General features: G+C 56.7%; 19 protein-coding genes. 13 read left to right on the top strand and 6 right to left on the bottom strand.

Translation table 11 applies throughout. From position 1 onward, the window contains the following. Positions 1-80: 80 nt before the first annotated feature. Positions 81-1169 (bottom strand): CaiB/BaiF CoA-transferase family protein, encoded by a 1089-nt coding sequence (locus GOV91_RS07530; RefSeq protein WP_171235021.1) that lies wholly within the window; start codon positions 1167-1169, stop codon positions 81-83. A gap of 168 nt (positions 1170-1337) precedes the next feature. Here GOV91_RS07530 and GOV91_RS07525 point away from each other — a divergent pair, with 168 nt between their 5' ends. The 6 genes from GOV91_RS07525 to uvrC all read left to right on the top strand — a co-directional run bounded on the left by GOV91_RS07525 (position 1338) and on the right by uvrC (position 8021). After that, positions 1338-2267, top strand: coding sequence for an ABC transporter ATP-binding protein (locus GOV91_RS07525; RefSeq protein WP_171178965.1), 930 nt, complete (start codon positions 1338-1340; stop codon positions 2265-2267). Continuing rightward, a complete protein-coding gene (locus GOV91_RS07520) occupies positions 2264-3025 on the top strand; it encodes an ABC transporter permease (RefSeq protein WP_171235020.1) in 762 nt (253 codons plus the stop codon). The genes GOV91_RS07525 and GOV91_RS07520 overlap by 4 nt, the downstream gene beginning before the upstream one ends. Before the next feature lie 113 nt (positions 3026-3138). Continuing rightward, complete coding sequence (locus GOV91_RS07515; RefSeq protein ID WP_171235019.1) at positions 3139-3936, top strand: S49 family peptidase; 798 nt, start codon at positions 3139-3141, stop codon at positions 3934-3936. A 171-nt stretch (positions 3937-4107) separates the two neighbouring features. Further along, positions 4108-5067, top strand: a complete 960-nt coding sequence (locus GOV91_RS07510) for a calcium/sodium antiporter (protein ID WP_171235049.1) — start codon at positions 4108-4110, stop codon at positions 5065-5067. 21 nt (positions 5068-5088) lie between these two features. After that, the gene (locus GOV91_RS07505) at positions 5089-5868 is read left to right on the top strand and encodes an SDR family oxidoreductase (protein WP_171235018.1); all 780 of its coding nucleotides are present in this window, start codon (positions 5089-5091) and stop codon (positions 5866-5868) included. Between the two features lie 290 nt (positions 5869-6158). Further along, positions 6159-8021 (top strand): excinuclease ABC subunit UvrC, encoded by a 1863-nt coding sequence (gene uvrC / locus GOV91_RS07500; RefSeq protein WP_171235017.1) that lies wholly within the window; start codon positions 6159-6161, stop codon positions 8019-8021. On the opposite strand, the gene GOV91_RS07495 is transcribed toward uvrC, so the two are convergent. Further along, on the bottom strand, positions 8018-8902 hold the full coding sequence (locus GOV91_RS07495; RefSeq protein WP_171178977.1) for a DMT family transporter: 885 nt from the start codon (positions 8900-8902) through the stop codon (positions 8018-8020). The two genes, uvrC and GOV91_RS07495, sit on opposite strands and share 4 nt — an antisense overlap. A gap of 167 nt (positions 8903-9069) precedes the next feature. Between GOV91_RS07495 and pgsA the strand changes: the two genes are divergently transcribed. The 3 genes from pgsA to GOV91_RS07480 are packed head-to-tail and all read left to right on the top strand — an operon-like array spanning position 9070 to position 10434. After that, a complete protein-coding gene (gene pgsA / locus GOV91_RS07490; RefSeq protein ID WP_171235016.1) occupies positions 9070-9738 on the top strand; it encodes a CDP-diacylglycerol--glycerol-3-phosphate 3-phosphatidyltransferase in 669 nt (222 codons plus the stop codon). 3 nt (positions 9739-9741) lie between these two features. Beyond that, positions 9742-9987, top strand: a complete 246-nt coding sequence (gene moaD, locus GOV91_RS07485) for a molybdopterin converting factor subunit 1 (RefSeq protein WP_171178980.1) — start codon at positions 9742-9744, stop codon at positions 9985-9987. Positions 9988-9990: 3 nt separating this feature from the next. Beyond that, the gene (locus GOV91_RS07480) at positions 9991-10434 is read left to right on the top strand and encodes a molybdenum cofactor biosynthesis protein MoaE (protein WP_171235015.1); all 444 of its coding nucleotides are present in this window, start codon (positions 9991-9993) and stop codon (positions 10432-10434) included. Positions 10435-10480: 46 nt separating this feature from the next. Here GOV91_RS07480 and GOV91_RS07475 read toward each other — a convergent pair whose 3' ends face one another. Next, positions 10481-11011 carry a hypothetical protein gene (locus GOV91_RS07475; RefSeq protein WP_171235014.1) on the bottom strand — a complete coding sequence of 177 codons (531 nt, stop codon included), beginning with the start codon at positions 11009-11011 and terminating at the stop codon, positions 10481-10483. Between the two features lie 362 nt (positions 11012-11373). Here GOV91_RS07475 and GOV91_RS07470 point away from each other — a divergent pair, with 362 nt between their 5' ends. Then, complete coding sequence (locus tag GOV91_RS07470; protein WP_171235013.1) at positions 11374-12582, top strand: PLP-dependent aspartate aminotransferase family protein; 1209 nt, start codon at positions 11374-11376, stop codon at positions 12580-12582. Positions 12583-12603: 21 nt separating this feature from the next. Here GOV91_RS07470 and GOV91_RS07465 read toward each other — a convergent pair whose 3' ends face one another. The 3 genes from GOV91_RS07465 to ubiA all read right to left on the bottom strand — a co-directional run bounded on the left by GOV91_RS07465 (position 12604) and on the right by ubiA (position 15878). Next, complete coding sequence (locus GOV91_RS07465; RefSeq protein ID WP_171235012.1) at positions 12604-12924, bottom strand: hypothetical protein; 321 nt, start codon at positions 12922-12924, stop codon at positions 12604-12606. 1 nt (position 12925) lies between these two features. Beyond that, complete coding sequence (locus tag GOV91_RS07460) at positions 12926-14851, bottom strand: OmpA family protein (RefSeq protein ID WP_171235011.1); 1926 nt, start codon at positions 14849-14851, stop codon at positions 12926-12928. Between the two features lie 64 nt (positions 14852-14915). Beyond that, positions 14916-15878, bottom strand: a complete 963-nt coding sequence (gene ubiA, locus GOV91_RS07455; protein ID WP_171235010.1) for a 4-hydroxybenzoate octaprenyltransferase — start codon at positions 15876-15878, stop codon at positions 14916-14918. Positions 15879-15890: 12 nt separating this feature from the next. Between ubiA and GOV91_RS07450 the strand changes: the two genes are divergently transcribed. The 3 genes from GOV91_RS07450 to GOV91_RS07440 all read left to right on the top strand — a co-directional run bounded on the left by GOV91_RS07450 (position 15891) and on the right by GOV91_RS07440 (position 17946). Further along, positions 15891-16616 (top strand): 16S rRNA (uracil(1498)-N(3))-methyltransferase, encoded by a 726-nt coding sequence (locus GOV91_RS07450; protein ID WP_171235009.1) that lies wholly within the window; start codon positions 15891-15893, stop codon positions 16614-16616. Between the two features lie 416 nt (positions 16617-17032). Then, a complete protein-coding gene (locus GOV91_RS07445; protein WP_171235008.1) occupies positions 17033-17422 on the top strand; it encodes a hypothetical protein in 390 nt (129 codons plus the stop codon). Further along, positions 17419-17946 carry a hypothetical protein gene (locus tag GOV91_RS07440; protein ID WP_171235007.1) on the top strand — a complete coding sequence of 176 codons (528 nt, stop codon included), beginning with the start codon at positions 17419-17421 and terminating at the stop codon, positions 17944-17946. The genes GOV91_RS07445 and GOV91_RS07440 overlap by 4 nt, the downstream gene beginning before the upstream one ends. The last annotated feature ends 18 nt before the right edge of the window (positions 17947-17964 follow it).

Below are 17964 nucleotides of genomic sequence, written 5' to 3'. Positions count from 1 at the left end.
CTGGTGAAAGGGGGCCAGCCCCCTTCTTGGTCTGCGACCAATTCATCCCCCGAGGTATTTGTGGCCAGATGAAGAGCGGATCAGCGTGGGTCGTTGATCTGCGCGAGGATGTCTTTTGTGTGCTCTCCGCGTGTTGGGCTGGGTCTGGGGTTCCATTGATGATTTGAAAACCGAGGCGCGGCGGCGGCTTGGAGAGTGCCGTCGATGTCTTGCCAAGTGTTGCGATGAGTGTTCATCGGGTGTTCCTGCGCCTCTTGCGGGTTGAGCACCGGGGCGACGCAGGCATCTGTACCGCGAAACACGGCGTCCCAGTGGTCGCGCGGTTGGCTGGCGAAGATTTCGGCAAGGCGTTGGGTTAGGTCGGGCCAAAGCGTGCGCTCATATTGGATTTGGAATTCGGCATCTTTGGCGAGACCCAGGATCTGCAAGAACTGGGCGTAAAACTTGGGTTCGAGGCATTGGACCGAAATGAAGCCGCCATCAGCGCACGTATATGTGCGGCTCCAGTGTGGGCCGTCCAAAAGGCTTTCACCGCGCGTATCGGACAGATTGCCTGTTTGGCGCATGGTCATCAGAAGGTTCATCATATGGGCTGAACCGTCATATATTGCAGCATCGACAACTGTACCTTCACCAGTGCGTTGCGCGTTAATAAGACCGGCCAGAAGACCCGCGACGAGATACATGGCTCCGCCGCCAATATCGCCCACCAGAGTTGCGGGTGTCTGCGGGGGCTGGTTGGGATGAGAGGCATACCAGAGCGCTCCGGATAGGGCGATATAGTTGAGATCATGCCCGGCTGTGTCAGCCAGCGGACTATCCTGGCCCCAGCCCGTCATGCGTCCATAGACAAGCTTCGGGTTACGGGCCAGGCAGGGTTTGGGGCCAAGGCCCAGCTTTTCCATCACACCGGGGCGGAAGCCTTCGATCAAGGCATCTGCGGTGCCGATCAGACACAGGGCGGTTTCCAGGTCATCAGGGTCTTTCAGGTCAAGCGCGATGGACCGCTTTCCGCGATCCAGAAGTGAGCGTTCTGGCATTCCGGGTGTGACAGCACCGCTTTTGCGATGAATGGTTATCACATCAGCGCCCAAATCGGCCAGTTGCATGGCGGCAAACGGGCCGGGGCCCAAACCTTCGATTTCGACGACACGAATTCCCTTTAGCATCTGCACCCTCCGTTTCGGGCAGAGTTTGCGAGCAGGCTGCGGATTGCAAGGCGGATGTTAGTGGCGCAGATCGTCGCCTGTAAGGCAGATGTGTGTCAAACGATGTTGAATTGACCTGTTATACTCAGGTTTGGCGCGATAGGGTCCACGCCATAACGGGGAACGGATATGACGACAATTTTGTCCATCAGAGATCTGCGCAAGTCTTACGCCGATGGGTTTGAGGCGCTGAAAGGTGTGTCCTTGGACATTGAAGAGGGTGAGATTCTTGCCCTGTTGGGGCCAAACGGTGCCGGAAAGACAACCTTGATCTCGACCATCTGCGGGATCACCACCCCAAGTTCCGGTGAGGTCACGGTGGGAGGGCATGATATTCAGGCCGATTACCGCGCTGCGCGTAGGATGATCGGGCTTGTGCCGCAGGAAATTGCGCTGGAACCGTTTGAGAAGGTTTGGAACACCGTACGCCTGTCGCGGGGGCTGTTCGGGCTTGGCAAAAACAATGCGCGGATCGAAGAGATTCTGCGGAAACTGTCCCTTTGGGACAAGCGCAACAATGCGATCAAGGAATTGTCTGGCGGTATGAAACGTCGGGTGCTTATCGCCAAAGCACTGGCTCATGAGCCCCGCGTTCTGTTTCTGGATGAACCCACTGCCGGTGTGGATGTCGAGCTGCGTAAAGACATGTGGGAAATCGTGGCCGAGCTTAAAAGGGACGGGGTCACAATCATTCTGACCACCCATTATATCGAAGAGGCCGAAGCCATTGCAGATCGTGTCGGGGTCATCGACAAGGGTGAGCTGCTTTTGGTGCAGGACAAGGACTCACTGATGGCACAGATGGGTAAAAAGCAGATTGAGGTCATGCTGACAGAGCCCATCGCGCAGATTCCAGACAGTCTTGCGCTGCACAACCTGACACTGAATGGTGCGGGGGATGTCTTGATTTACACCTATGACACCCACGCGGACCGCACGGGTATCACGACACTGCTGAATGACGTCTCACAAGCCGGGTTGATCCTGCGGGACGTACAGACACGGCAATCGAGTCTGGAAGAGATATTCGTCAATCTTGTATCCGGAGAAATGGCATGAACTGGACTGCAATTGCCGCCATCTACCGGTTCGAAATGACCCGGTTCTTCCGCACTCTCGCGCAAAGCTTTTTCTCACCGGTTCTGTCCACGTCGTTGTACTTCGTGGTATTTGGCACGGCTATCGGCAGCCGCATTCAGGAAGTCGAAGGCGTCTCATATGGTGCGTTCATCGTGCCGGGGCTGATCATGCTGTCTGTGGTGATGCTGTCGATTTCGAACGCGTCTTTCGGGATATATTTCCCGAAGTTTCTTGGCACTATTTATGAGCTGCTGTCCGCGCCGGTCAATTTCATCGAGATCGTGATCGGATATGTTGGTGCCGCAGCCACCAAGGCGTTGTTCGTCGGTTTGGTGATATTGGCAACCGCTACTTTTTTTGTGGATATTCGGATTGAACATCCCTTTGCCATGGCTGCGTTTCTGATCCTTTCCTGCCTCAGCTTTTCGTTGCTGGGCTTCATCATTGGAATCTGGGCCAGCAATTTCGAACAGATGTCACTGGTGCCGCAACTTGTGGTGACGCCGCTGATCTTTCTGGGCGGCACATTTTATTCGATCTCGATGCTGCCACCGTTGTGGCAGACGATCACGTTGTTCAATCCGGTGGTTTATCTGATTTCGGGCTTTCGCTGGTCTTTTTATGGGTTAGCGGACGTACCAATTGTCTTTAGTCTTCTGGCCATTCTCGCTTTTACTGGGGGCTGTTTGGCGGTCATCGGCTGGATTTTCAAAACCGGTTGGCGGATACGCAGCTGACTTTCGTCAGGCGTTGCATTTTTGCCCGTTGAGTGTGGGAATTTGGTTCACGTCGCGTTTAAGGCCGAATGAGTCCCTTGTTTACGGGTTGGCGGCACTCTACATCGGCACCCATGAAACTCAGCCTGCCGTTTGTTAATAAACACCCCTGCGTGGCCGTTGTCCGCCTGTCCGGCGCCATTGGAATGGCGGGCCGTGGTGCGTTGAACGACACGACCTTGGCTCCTGTTCTGGAAAAAGCGTTTCGCAAGGGAAAACCCGCTGCCGTGGCGCTTGAGCTTAATTCCCCAGGCGGGTCCCCTGTGCAAAGTTCGCTGATCGGTGCCCGTATCCGACGTTTGTCGGAAGAGCTGGACGTGCCTGTGATTGCCTTTGTCGAGGATGTCGCGGCCTCGGGTGGCTATTGGCTGGCTGCGGCCGCGGATGAGATTTGGGCTGATGACAGTTCGGTTCTGGGCTCGATCGGTGTGATCTCGGCCGGGTTTGGCGCTCATGTCTTTCTGGCGCGTCAGGGGCTTGAGCGGCGCGTGCACACGGCTGGAGAATCGAAGTCGATGCTGGATCCGTTTGCTCCGGAAAAGAAAGAGGACGTGGCCCGTCTGCAGGGGTTGTTGGGGGACATCCACGAAAACTTCATAGATCATGTCAAAGCGCGACGTGGGGACAAGCTGGATCAAAGTGCCGATCTTTTCACGGGTGAAGTCTGGCTGGCGCGGCGTGCGCAAGAGTTGGGCCTGATTGATGGCATTGCCCACCTCAAACCCAAGATGCAGGAACGCTTCGGCGAAAAGGTCAAATTCCGCCGTTACGGCGTGCGCAAACCGATCTGGACACGCTTTGGGGCCAGCCTGGCACAGGATGCAATCGCCGGATTAGAGGAGCGTGCTGCCTTCGCGCGTTTCGGTTTGTAGCGTGATCATCAAGGCCGTCACCCTTTTCCTGATTGCCATGGGCGTATTGGCAATGTTCGGTAAGCTGCGCTTTCCCGGGCAAAAGAAACTGAGCTCTGCGAAATGCCCGCGCTGCGGGCGGTATCGTATCGGCAAAGGCCCCTGCGCCTGTGAAAAAGGAGGCCGGACTTGATTACCACTTGGCTGCTGTCCGGTCTTGGCCTGTTGATTCTGTTGCTGGCGGGCGACGCCCTTGTGCGTGGTGCCGTGAACCTGAGCTTGCGCCTAGGTGTTCCGGCTTTGATCGTGAGCCTGACGATCGTGGCATTTGGCACATCCGCGCCAGAGCTTTTGATTGCGATCAGCGCTTTGCAAGAGAATGCCCCGGGCATTGCGCTGGGCAATGTTGTCGGATCCAACACGGCGAATATTTTGTTGGTTCTGGGCCTTCCCGCGCTGCTTGCGACCTTGCACACCAGCGAATGTAACAGCCGCCGGAACTATGTCTTCATGTTGATGGCGACAGTTCTGTTCATCGGTTTGGCCTTCTGTGGAACCTTTACCTTCTTCAGCGGCCTGATCCTGCTGGCGGCTTTGGGCCTGGTCTTGTTGAACGCCTTTCGCGAGGCAAAGGCCCATCGCAAAGCTTGCGGTGAAGCCTGCGTAGATGAAGAGCTTGAGGGACTGGAAGAAGCTGATCCCGACATGCCCTATTGGAAGGTGTCGATTTACTTGATCCTGGGGCTGGTTGGCTTGCCAATGGGGGCGCATCTGTTGGTGGACAACGCGACCATTATCGCAAGGACCTATGGCGTTAGTGAAACGGTCATTGGTTTGACTCTGATCGCGGTCGGAACTTCTTTACCCGAGCTGGCGACGACAGTTATGGCTGCATTGCGCAGACAGGCTGATGTGGCGTTGGGTAACGTGATCGGTTCGAACATGTTCAACCTTTTGGCCATCATCGGGATTGCAACGTGGTTCGGCCGCATACCGGTTGATCCCGAGTTCCTGCGGTTCGACTTGTGGGTTATGTTGGGCGCATCGCTGCTGCTGATCCCGTTTGTGTTCCTCAAACAGGATATCTCGCGCGTATGGGGGTTGGTGTTGACTTTCCTTTATGTGCTTTATGTCACCGTATTGCTGGTGTGATCTGACAAAATGAGGTGAAGCATGACCCGAGCTTTAGTGACCGGTGCCGGTATCCGTCTGGGCCGGGCCATGGCGCTGTATCTGGCGGGTCGTGGTTACGATGTAGCGGTGCACTACGCTACATCCGAACAGCCCGCGCAGGAAACGGTCGCCAAGATACAGGCCCTTGGGCGTCATGCTGAGGCATTGCAGGCCGATCTGCTGGACGAAGCTCAGGTTAAGGCGTTGTTGCCGAACGCGGCTGAGGCGCTGGGCGGCCCGATCACATGTCTGGTGAACAACGCGTCGATCTTTGAATACGACAATATTCATACCTCAACCCGCCAAAGCTGGGACCGCCATCTAGACAGTAATTTGCGTGCTCCATTCGTACTGACGCAGGCTATGGCGGAACAGGGTCTGACCGCGGGAATGGATGAAAACGAAGAGCCTTTGGCCGCGGGCTTGATCGTCAACATGGTGGACATGAGGGTGCGAAAACTGACGCCAGAGTTCATGTCTTACACCATCGCGAAAATGGGGCTGTGGGCCCTGACCCGAACGGCCGCTCAGGCCCTGTCACCTGACATTCGGGTCAACGCGATTGGTCCGGGTCCGACGGTTCAGGGACATCGCCAAAGCGAACAGCATTTTCAGGCGCAACGATCCAACACGGTTCTGGAACGCGGATCGAACCCTTCGGATATCACCGCTGCGCTGGGGTATTTTCTGGACGCGCACGCGGTCACTGGGCAACTTCTATGCGTTGATGGGGGGCAGCATCTGGGTTGGAAAACACCCGACGTGCTCGGCGTAGAATAAGCAATTTCGCTGCAAGTTTTGCACTGCTCTCATTCGTGTTACCTGCGCGTTACAAAAATGTCTTTTTTTTCATACACTTGCTAAGTGATTGAAAAAATATCATTTAGAATCAAAGCGTTAATTTATTGCCCATTTTTTGTGCAAATCAAGGAAGAGGCAATGAAACAAGGGGATTTCCGATCCAGCAGAAACTTATCTTCACACTTATCCACAGAAGTCGTGGATTTGTTTCCTCTTGATTTGAGAGGCCTGAGATTGCAGCCAGTCCAAGAGAATCATATCAAAAGCCTATGACCACCCACAGCGACTCTTCTCCGACCGGTTATGCCTGCATTCAGCGCTATGCAAAAACGCTGGACAGTTCGCCCGGTGTGTATCGGATGCTGGATGCGGATAGTCGGGTACTGTATGTGGGTAAGGCACGCAACCTGAAGGCGCGGGTGTTGAATTACACACGCCCGAGGCATTCTGGCCGGATCGAGAAGATGATCGCTTCGACCGCCTCGATGATGTTCCTGACAACCCGGACCGAGACCGAGGCGTTGCTGCTTGAGCAGAACTTGATCAAGCAGCTCAAGCCCAAGTACAACGTGCTGCTGCGCGACGATAAGAGCTTTCCTAACATTCTGGTCGCCAAGAACCACGCCTTTCCCCAGATCAAAAAGCATCGCGGGGCGAAGAAGGAAAAGGGTGCTTACTTTGGGCCCTTCGCCAGTGCAGGGGCGGTGAACCGCACGTTGAACCAGTTGCAAAAGGCGTTCCTGCTGCGCAACTGCTCGGATTCCATGTTTGACAGCCGAACGCGGCCTTGTCTGCTCTATCAGATCAAACGCTGTTCAGGGCCGTGCGTCGGGTTGATCTCGGAAGAGGCATACCGCGAAAGCGTCAAGGACGCCGAGCGTTTCCTGTCAGGCCGATCCACCAAGGTGCAGGAGGATCTGGCCGAGCAGATGATGGCCGCGTCCGAGGCGATGGAGTTTGAACGTGCCGCCGGTCTGCGTGATCGCATCCGGGCACTTACGCAAGTTCAGACGTCCCAGGGTATCAACCCGCGCGGCGTGGCCGAGGCGGATGTGATCGGCCTGTATATGGATAGCGGCCAGGCTTGTGTGCAGGTGTTCTTCATCCGCGCCAATCAAAACTGGGGCAACAAGGATTTCTATCCGCGTGTCGGCCCCGATGTTTCGCCCGCTGAGGTGATGGAGGCGTTCCTTGGTCAGTTCTACGACAACAAGGAACCGCCCCGGCAGCTGATCCTATCGGACGGGATCGAAAACGCCGATCTGATGCAGGAGGCCCTGACCGAGAAGGCAGGCCGCAAGGTGGAGATCCTTGTTCCGCAGCGCGGTGAGAAACAGGAACTGGTGGCGGGCGCCTTGCGAAATGCGCGCGAGTCATTGGCTCGCCGCATGTCCGAAAGCGCAACGCAGGCCAAACTGTTGCGCGGGGTGGCCAAAGCGTTTGATCTGGACGCGCCACCGGAACGGATCGAGGTTTACGACAACTCGCACATTCAGGGCACCAACGCGGTCGGTGGAATGATTGTTGCGGGGCCCGAGGGCTTCATGAAGAACGCCTATCGCAAATTCAACATTCATGGTGACAATCTGACGCCGGGCGATGATTTCGGCATGATGAAAGAGGTACTGAACCGCCGCTTTACCCGTTTGCAAAAAGAAGACCCGGATCGGGAAAAAGGGCTCTGGCCCGATCTTTTGCTGATTGACGGCGGTGCAGGGCAGGTGAGTGCGGTGCATGAGATCATGCAGGCCCATGGGGTCGCAGACATTCCAATGGTCGGGGTTGCGAAAGGGGTCGATCGCGATCACGGCAAGGAAGAGTTTCATCGGACCGGTCAGCGCCCCTTTGCCCTGAAGCGCAACGACCCGGTGCTGTATTTCATCCAACGCTTAAGGGATGAGGCGCATCGGTTCGCCATCGGTACCCATCGCGCGAAACGGGCAAAGGCCGTCGGGGCCACGCCGTTGGACGAAATTCCCGGTGTAGGGGCTGCGCGCAAACGTGCCTTGTTGACGCATTTCGGCAGCGCCAAGGCAGTCAGCAGGGCCAATCTGGCCGATCTGAAAGCGGTCGAGGGGATCTCGGCCGGGCTGGCGCAGAAGGTTTACGATTTCTTCCACGACAAGGGCTAGGCGCGTCGTCCACGCCACAGGATGTATAGCCCCGAAGCCACGATCAACGCGCTGCCGATCCACATTACGGGATCGAGGCTTTCGCCGAACATGAGCACGCCCAAGCCGATGCCGAACAATAGTCGCGTATAGCGGAATGGGGTCACAGCGGAAACTTCGCCTGTGCGCATGGCCTTCATCAGCGAAGAATAAGCCAAAACGCCCATCAGCACCGCTCCGGTCAGATGCAGGCTGGTATGTAGATCAAGCGAAACCATCGGCACGCCTTCCCAAAACCGATAGGCGAGCCCCGCAACGATGATGCTGAGAAACCCGTAGAATCCCAAGACTTCGGTTCCCAGCGTGGCAGGTGCTGCGCGACTGGCCAAATCACGCCCCGCAAATCCCAGCATGCCTAGAACGGCCAGAATCGACAGCAATGAAAAGCTGTCGCCGGTGGGCTGCAGGATCACGACAACACCAAGCATACCCACGAAAATAGCGCTCCACCGCCGCCAACCTACCGCTTCACCAAAGAACAACGCTGCACCTGCGACCACGACAAGCGGTGTGGCCTGCAAAATCACCGTGGCCGAGGACAATGGCGTGAGCGCTATGGCCAGAACATAGAACAACCGCCCCAGAACTTCGAACAGGACCCGAACCTTCATCGGCCGAGACAGCACGTCAGGATGCATCAAGCGCGTTCCGCGCATCAATGCTACCGCAGCAAAAACAAGTGATCCACCAGCGCCAAACACAACCAGGACTTGCCAGATCGGCACCACGGCCGAGGACGCTTTGAGCAGCGCGTCCTCAAGCGCAAAACCCGCCATTGCGGCAATCATCCATAGGCTGCCAATCATGTTCGCGCGGGCATCGGTTTGAATATGGGCTGTCATCTGACACTTCCGATCTGGGCTTTCGCCGCAATCTGACGGCAAAGCCCGGAAAGGCCAAGAGATACAGGACCAAAGGCCTGCGGCGCTTTGACCAAGCTTCTGTGATCCGCGCAGTTTTTTGTCTGATTGGCTTTTCTGTCCCGCAGCGTCGATATAGGGTCCCAGCCATGAAGTGGAACTTGCCCAATATTCTGACCGTCCTGCGCCTGTTGGCGGCGCCCGGTCTGGCCGTCATGTTTTTGTATTTCACCCGGCCATATGCGGATTGGTTCGCTTTGATCCTGTTTCTGTCGGCGGCTATTACCGACTGGTTCGATGGGTATCTGGCCCGCGCCTGGAAGCAGGAAACCAAGATCGGCGCGATGCTGGACCCGATTGCCGATAAAGCGATGGTTGTAATCGCATTGATGATCCTGGTGGGCTATTCGACTGAACACTGGACACCGTGGCTGGTGTTGCCCGCGACGGTGATCCTGTTTCGCGAGGTTTTTGTCTCGGGCCTGCGCGAGTATCTGGGTGATGTAGCGGGGACACTCAAAGTTACGAAACTGGCCAAGTGGAAGACCACTGCGCAGATGATCGCCATCGCGGTTCTGTTTTCGCAAGGTATCTTTGAACACTATGCCGTGATGGCAAGTTTCGGCATGGATGCCGATCTGGTCGAGCAGATCATTGCGGGGCAGGTTGAAGACGTAAACCACCTGCGCTGGAATTTTGAAGGCATGTACTGGGCTGGCCAAATCGGGCTGTGGCTTTTGTGGATCGCCGCAACACTGACATTGATCACCGGCTATGACTACTTACGTAAAGCCATGCCGCATCTTAAGGAGAGCTAAGCGATGGATGTGCTGTACTTTGCATGGGTGCGCGAACGCATCGGTTTGCCAAAGGAAAAAGTCGAAACCAGCGCTGCAACGGTCAGCGATCTGGTCTCGGAACTGTGCGCAAGGGAAGAGCGTTATGCGGCGGCCTTTGCCGATTTATCGGCCCTGCGGGTAGCACTGGACCAAGAGTTGTCGGATTTTGATGCCTCGCTGACCGGTGTGCGTGAGGTTGCGTTTTTCCCACCGATGACCGGCGGTTAAGCGATGCGGATCGCTGTTCAGGAAGAGCCATTCGATCTGGGGGCCGAGGCCAACGCCTTTGCTGCAGGGGATGACGCCAACGGTGCCATCGTCACGTTCACCGGTGTTGTGCGCGATCTTGCAAGCGGTGATCTGGATGTGATGGAGATCGAACACTATCCGGGTATGACCGAACGAGCTCTGACCAAGATTGCCCAGGAAGCAAAGGATCGTTGGTCACTGGGCGATGTGTTGGTGATCCACCGCCACGGTCGCCTGGCCCCAGGCGACCGGATCATGATGGTGGCCACGGCCGCGCCGCATCGCAAAGATGCATTCGAGGCGGCTGAATACCTGATGGATTACCTGAAATCCCGCGCCCCGTTCTGGAAGAAAGAAATCACCAGAACCGGTGCGGAATGGGTCGCCGCCAAGGACGAAGACGAAGACGCATTAACCCGGTGGTAGGAACGTCCGGCACCCAAGTTCAGGTGCCGGAGTTGAACACAAGACTTTAGCTGCTCTGTTCGGAATTACATGTGCGAGCGGCTTCAATGGCCTTCAGCGTTCCGTCCAGGCTTACAGTGAACGCGAACTCTTTTTCGGGGAACACCGTCATTTCGTATTTTTTCATAACGTCATCAACGAATTGCGCGTTGTTCGCCAAGATATAGCCTCCGGTATATCCTTCAGCCAAATGCTTGGTTTTCTTGCGTGCTTCGGCCTCATAAACGTTTCCGTCAAGTGACAAGAAGATTTTTTCCTTCTTACCTTTCAAGCCGATGTCGTTTTGCGTGAAGACACCAAGATAGCCCATTTCCTGATCTTTAGTCAGGCCCATTTGAACGACATTGTTGTTCTCATCCACGCGCTCAATCAAGCATGATCCACGTGTTTCATCGACAAAGATAGTCCAACCAGATTCTTCGCCCCATTTTGTAAAGGTGTCGTTCTCGGACGGTATCACATCGCTTGAGGCAAAAGCGGATGTCGCGGCAAGTGCTGTTAATGTTGCGGCAGTCTTCAATATTGGCTTGAGATACATAGTTCACTCCAGTTTTGTTGGATAGCGGACTTAAGTATGTGCAGGCAAAATCGCACCAATTCATATTATTGAATTTATTAATGAAGTTGAAGTCGAACTGGGCGTGTAGGCCAAAACACGCCGATCAATTCGTCTCTCACCTATCGTTTGTTCAGAACTGCTAATTAGCCTGTTCCGCTGATCCTTCCTCCAGTGTTGTAGTCTTCATGTTGTCAGACGCACTGAACCGCTATTGATGCAAAGCATAAAATGCGGGGTGAACGTTGTGGTCGATTTTTAAACTATACTTGGCACATTTCCCCTCTAGACGTTGGCGTTTGGCTCGCGCTTAATCCGAACATACGGATCAAGAGGGCAACCCCATGAACAACGAATTGAGAAATAAGGGCCTTGCGACGCGGGCGATTCATGTGGGCGAAGAACCGGACTCGTCCAACGGTGCATCTGCACCGGCTTTGCATATGTCCTCGACTTTTGTCACCGGCCAGGTGGCTGGGTTTTCCGCCCATGATCTCGAGGTAGAGGCTCCATACCTCTATGGGCGTTGGGCCAACCCCAACGTGCGGACGCTTGAAGCCAAAATAAGCGCGTTTGAAAGCACCGAGGATTGTATCTGTCTGGCGTCAGGCATGGCGGCTGCTACTGCGATTTTCCTGACGTTCCTGTCCGCCGGGGATCACGTGATCGTCTCTGACGTGTCTTATGCGGGCGTGGCCGAGCTGGCGCGGGATACGCTTCCGCGCTTGGGGATCGAGGTCAGCACGGTCAACATGTCTGATCTGGCGGCGGTATCAGCGGCGATCAGGTCGAACACGCGGCTGATTCATACGGAAACACCGGTTAACCCAATCGGGCGACTGACCGATCTGGCGGCGGTTTCCTCCATTGCACAAGATGCCGGGGCATTGTTGTCCTGTGATGCCACCTTTGCCTCTCCGCTGGGTCAACCCAGCAAAGATTTGGGCGTCGATCTGATCATGCACTCCGTGACCAAGTTCATAGGCGGTCATGGTGATGCCATTGGCGGAGCGGTGGCGGGCCGCAAAGAGTTGATTGAGAAGATTCGTAACGAGTCCGCCATTCATCACGGCAGCATCATGTCACCTTTCAACGCGTGGATGATTGCCCGGGGTATGGCCACTTTGCCGCTTCGAATGCAGGCACATCAGGCGGGTGCCATGGAGGTTGCCGAATGGCTTGAAACACGTGGGGCCGTCACCAAAGTCGTGTATCCGGGTCTGAAATCACACCCGCAATACGAATTGGCGCAACGGCAGATGCGAAACACATCCGGCATGATCACCTTTCAGGTGGGCGACAACGCGACCGGAGAAGCACTGGCCCAGCAGATGATCGAAAAACTGAAGATCGTTCACTATGCCGTGTCGCTGGGCCACCATCGCAGCCTGATCTTTTGGATGGGCACCGACGCTTTGATGCAGACCTCTTTCCGTCTGGAAGGGGCGCAGCTGGAAAGCTATCGGGACTTTGCAGGGGACGGCGTGTTCAGGTTGTCGGTTGGCCTTGAAGACCCAGAGGACCTGATCGCCGATCTTGCGCAGGTTTTGTGATCCGCCCACGTGAGAGGCGCGTCAGTCGGCGTTGTTAATCCGCCCGCGTAATTCTTCGGCCTCTTGCCGCGCGGCACGCAGGCCGTCCATCGCGGCGGCCAGCTCAGCTTCGGTCTGCGTCAGTTGGTTGGTCAACTCGGCTTCACGCTGTTGCAGATAAGTAATGGCTTGATCACGGGTTTCTTCGGCCTCGTGCAACTCCTGGCTCATCCGGTCCAGATCAGCAACGTCGCTTTGGCGTACGAGGGACAGGCGGTGAGCCAACCAGTTGGCAAACCATCCCATGCAGAAGGCCGCAAACAGAATGATGGCCGTGGCGATTATGAATTCGGTTCTGTTCAACTTACTGGTCCTCTGCATCCGCATCTGATGCGGTTGTGTCAGTCTGGTCTGTCTCGGGCGTGTCGGATTCTGTCTCAGTCTCAAGCGCTTCGAGACCTGTTTCGCTGGTTTCAACAGGTTCGGGACGGATCAGACGAAATTCAATTCGGCGGTTTTCTTCCCGACCTTCTTCGGTGTCGTTATCAGCGATGGGCTGCGTTTCGCCATATCCCACGGCGGTGTAGCTGCTGGTGGGAATGCGCCGTCCGCGCAACTCGTTCAGAATCGACTGCGCACGTGCCTGGCTGAGCTGCTGGTTCATCTCTTCGCGGCCCTGGCTGTCGGTGTGGCCCTGAATCTCAAGGCGGATCGGTCCGCAGTCCCGCAAGATATCGGCAATCTGGTTCACCGTGTCGCGCGAATCTGAAGCGATCGTGGTTGATCCGGGTTCGAACGCGATTTTGCGAGAAGCCTGAACTTCAGCAATCTGTTGTTCGCAGACTTCCGGGTCGGGCAGGGCATCTTCAGGCTCTGGTGGAGGCTGATAAGTGATCATCAGGGTGAATTCCTGCCCCTCACCCAGCTTGTCGGACAACTGCCTTGCGATGCGGGCCTTGGCGTCTTCTTCGTGGCTGATCCCGCTCAGTTCGACCATTTCAGGTGTCACGGTCAATGCCCCGTTATGCAGCTGCGCCAATGCCTCGAGCCCGGCCAGAACACGCACAGGCCAATCTGCGGGAAGATCGGACACAATGCGTGTGGCGGTATAAACTTGATTAGAGCCAAATGCGGCACGGGCATAGCTGTCGACCATGTCCCGCAGGGTCTCATCGCCCAGGCGCCCCCGCATTTGTACCAAGCCCTCAGGGCTGCGGGTTGCGGAAAACTCAACCGGGCCTGAAGCATCCGTAGTCTCGGGTTCCGGCAGCACGGCGTGCAGTGCAAAGACCGGCGGCAAGGCAGTTTCAAGCTCACCCACCACCCGATCAAAAAGGGCAGGGTTTGTGCCTTGCGCCGCGACCAGCGTGATGTCCGCGTCAGACAGCGTCACGGTGCCCTTGCCGATTTCGGACAGAGCCTGAATGCTCTGTTCGGCGGCTTCGGGCCAGCGGGGTGAGGGTTCTCCCAGACCGATGGTGCAAGAATAGGTGCCTTGCAAGCCCGCCTCGCGCGCGGCGGCCACGATGCGATCGCGCGCCTTTTCATCCTGGGCGGAACAGGCGTCAAACTGCCCGCCTTCATCATTTATCAGGTAGCGCAGTGTGAAGGGTGTGATGACGGGGCGAGGGGCCGAGATTGCCAAGCCGACGCGCAAGCTGGGCGGTGCGGCGCGCGTCAGATCCTGTTCAAGCCGTTGTTTTTCCTCTTGGCTGTCCGCAATCGCGGTGATCTTGACCAAGCCAGAGCTGGCGGAAACTTTTGCACGAGGCAACCGCGCCAATGCCTCGATGGCGTAAGATATTGCGGCATCCCAGCCATCGGGCTTGGGATAATCTGCCGTTTCCATCAGATCCGACACTGCAACGCTCCGATCCAGGTTGCGCAGCCGGTCAATCAGGCTCGCCCTGTCCTCACTGGCGGGGATCAGACCGATGATCGAGATGCCGCCGTCATTGCGCAGGATCTCTGCTGAAAAGCGGGGTGGGGCCAGCGCCGAGGTGGCCTCGACCTCCATTTCGTCGATCACGCGGGATGTGTCGACTTCGGTCCCGGCCACAGTCAACGCGTTGAACCGTGTGGCCTCATCTGGTGCGGTGCCGGTCAGGATCACGCGCAAACCGTCGGATTCAACCTCGGCCCAGTCATGACCTTTGAGGTCAAGTGACCGCCTTACGGTGAATTCAGATGTCTCTTCGATTTTTGTGACGGCATAGCTGGCCGCCAACAGAGACAGCCCGGCTGAGACCAGAAAGATCAGTGAAACAGCGATAGAATACGGCGGACGCATGCTTGGGTTTGGCACTCCTCAGGCGTTTGGGCCGATCTTTACAGCCCTCATTCGACAGGTGCAATCAGAGCAGCAAGGCGACGCAAAGGAAGATCAGCGGAATCAAGCCGGTGTCGCGGTTGACCCGGAACAATTGCAGCAGCTTGGCGTTATCTTCCAGATCCAGACCGCGCAGCTGCCACATCATATGCCAGCCCATTGCCCAGGGACCGCAAAGCGCAACAACCAGCGCCAGAATCGAAGCATCCGGCACGCCTGCATCGATGATGGCCAATCCCATAAATGAAACGGTTGCCACCAGAAAGTACTTCAGCCACTTCGCCGTGTCTTCGCCAAACAGGCGTGCTGTGGATTTGATCCCCACCAACTCGTCATCCTCGGCGTCTTGATGGGCGTAGATCGTATCATAGAACAGAGTCCACGCGATCCCCGCCAGATATAGCGAAATTGCAGGCCACCCGACTGAGCCGCTATGCGCCGCCCAGGCCAGAAGCGCGCCCCAGTTGAAGGCCAGGCCCAGAAACACTTGCGGCCACCATGTGAACCGTTTGGCGTAAGGGTAAATTGTCACCGGCAGCAAGGACAGTACGCCCATCGCTATGGCTGCTTGATTGAAGCTGAGCAGAATGCCAAGTGCCAGCAGGCATTGCAGGATCATCCAGGCCGCTGCCTGTCGGACGCTGACCTGACCCGAGGGAATCGGGCGTGAACGTGTGCGTTCAACCTGCCCGTCGAAGTCCCGGTCTGTGATGTCGTTCCAGGTGCACCCCGCCCCCCGCATCAGAAAAGCGCCAAATGCGCAGCCAATGGCGATCCACAGATCTTCCCATCGGGGCTGGCCGTCATGCAGGATGGCCAAGGCCAAGCCCCACCAGCATGGAATCAGCAACAGCCATGTTCCAATGGGCCGGTCCGCGCGGCTGAGGCGCAGATAAGGGCGGGTGAAGGCTGGCGCATAGGTATCGACCCAGTTGCCGGTGACAGCATCGGCGACTTGACCGTCTGGTGTTGGGGCATTGCCTTGCATATGTAAGGTCTCATGAGTGCGAAGATCAGACTGTATGTAGAGCAGCCCTTGGGTCAGGGGCAATCGGTTCCTTTGACGCGCGACCAGGCGCATTATTTGTTTGGTGTGATGCGACTGACGGTTGGTGGGGCCGTAGCCTTGTTCAATGGCAAGGATGGCGAGTGGTTGGCTGAAGTGGTCGAAGCCGGAAAGCGGGGTGGAGTACTGAGTTGCACCACGCAGACCAAACCTTTGCAATTGCCGCCCGATTTGTGGTTCCTGTTTGCACCTATCAAAAAAGCCCGCACGGATTTTATCGTTGAAAAAGCTGCCGAAATGGGCGCGGCTCGCATCCTGCCGGTACAGACCGAGTTTACCAATTCCGAACGCATCCGTCAGGATCGCTTGCAGGCCCATGCGGTCGAGGCCGCGGAACAATGCGGCGGCACCTTCGTACCCGAAGTCACCGATCTGCAGCGGCTGGATCGTGTCTTAGATAATTGGCCCGAGGACCGTCAGTTGATGTTTTGCAACGAGGCCGAGGTCGGCTCAGCCCTGCGATTGGCTGCTAATGAAAAAGGACGGCCATGGGCGATTCTCGTCGGCCCCGAAGGTGGCTTTTCTGAGAAAGAACGCGCCCGACTGTCAGCTCTGCCATATGCGCATGTGGTCAGCCTTGGCCCGCGCATCCTGCGGGCGGATACGGCGGCTGTGGCGGCGTTGACGATGTGGCAGCAGGTGCTGGGGGATTGGGCGTGACACCACCGCCCCGGCTGCACGTTTTAACGGCTTTGGGGTCAGATCAAGCAATTGTTTTGCGTCGAGGTCCGACCGAACAAGTTGCTGTATTGATGTGGGACCGCAGCGTCGGCACTGTAAGGCTTGGGCAATGGCTTGGGGCCCGAATCCACGAACACAGATGCGATCTTTCCCCGTCAGGCCGACATCTGGTCTACTTCGCGTGCAAAGGTGGTCGCTGCTGGACGGCCGTTTCCAAGGCGCCCTGGCTTACTGCGATCGCGTACTGGCCCCAATCCGACAGCTGGTTCGGCGGCGGCGCTTTCACTGCGGACGGCAGGCTTTGGCTGAACGGCGCAACGCCTCCTGAAGACCTGCCCGACGGCCTGAGAGCAGCCGAGGCCGACAGCTTCCCAAATTCGACTGACGGGTTTCACATGGGAGATCTCGTCTTATCTCGCCTGCAGCAAAGGGGTTGGGTCCGTGCGGGCGGCGAAAAGTATGAAATAAAACTGAGGCTGGACCTGGTCGAAAACTGGAGTTTGAGGCAAACATTCACGATAGGAGAAAATAACCGCGCACTTATTTCCAGTCAGTATGCCTTGTTGCCGCCTCACGACGGGCAGGCAATTTGTTGCTCAGGATGGGAATGGGCGGACCGTTTTGGCGACTTATTGCAATGGGCGGAAAGCGGAAAGTTGTGGCAGACGCAGTTGGCCCGTGAGGGTGGGATTGAAAATCGCCAACTGGTGCACGATTTCTCTTCCATGAAGTTTGAAGCAATCCAGGCACCATATTCGGGTGTTTCTGTGGGAGGTTACAGATGAGTTTCATCCGACCCGAAGCAAAACTGGCGCTGTGGCGCTGGCGCGAAGTGGTGGTTGCTGGCTTTGTCCTGATTATGGGCCTTAGCTGGGTCAGCGGGCCGGGTGGGTTGCTGGCATGGCTGGGTTGGCTCTTGATCTTGGTGTCTGCGGCGTTGGCCGTCATCGGTGTACAGCGCGCCCGATTCAGAACCGGCGCAGGTGGGCAGGGTGTGGTGACCGTGGATGAAGGTCAGATCACCTATCTGGGTCCTTTGGATGGCGGCATCGTGGCGACTCGCGAGATTGAACGGCTTGCGCTCGACCCGACCTCAAGCCCGGCGCATTGGGTTTTGGATCAGTCGGGACAGCCGGCGCTTCACATTCCTGTGAATGCAGAAGGGGCAGAGGCTTTGTTTGATGTGTTCTCTAGCCTGCCTGGGCTGAAAACCGAACAGATGCTGTCGGAACTCAACGGTAAATCACGACATCCCGTCGTCATCTGGGAACGCACCCCATCGCGCCCGGCACATTTGCGGTTGCATTGACACTGGCGTCATTTACGA

The organism is Ruegeria sp. HKCCA6837 (genome assembly GCF_013034475.1).
Taxonomy (GTDB): domain Bacteria; phylum Pseudomonadota; class Alphaproteobacteria; order Rhodobacterales; family Rhodobacteraceae; genus Ruegeria.
This window is presented reverse-complemented; position numbering and strand designations above follow the sequence as displayed.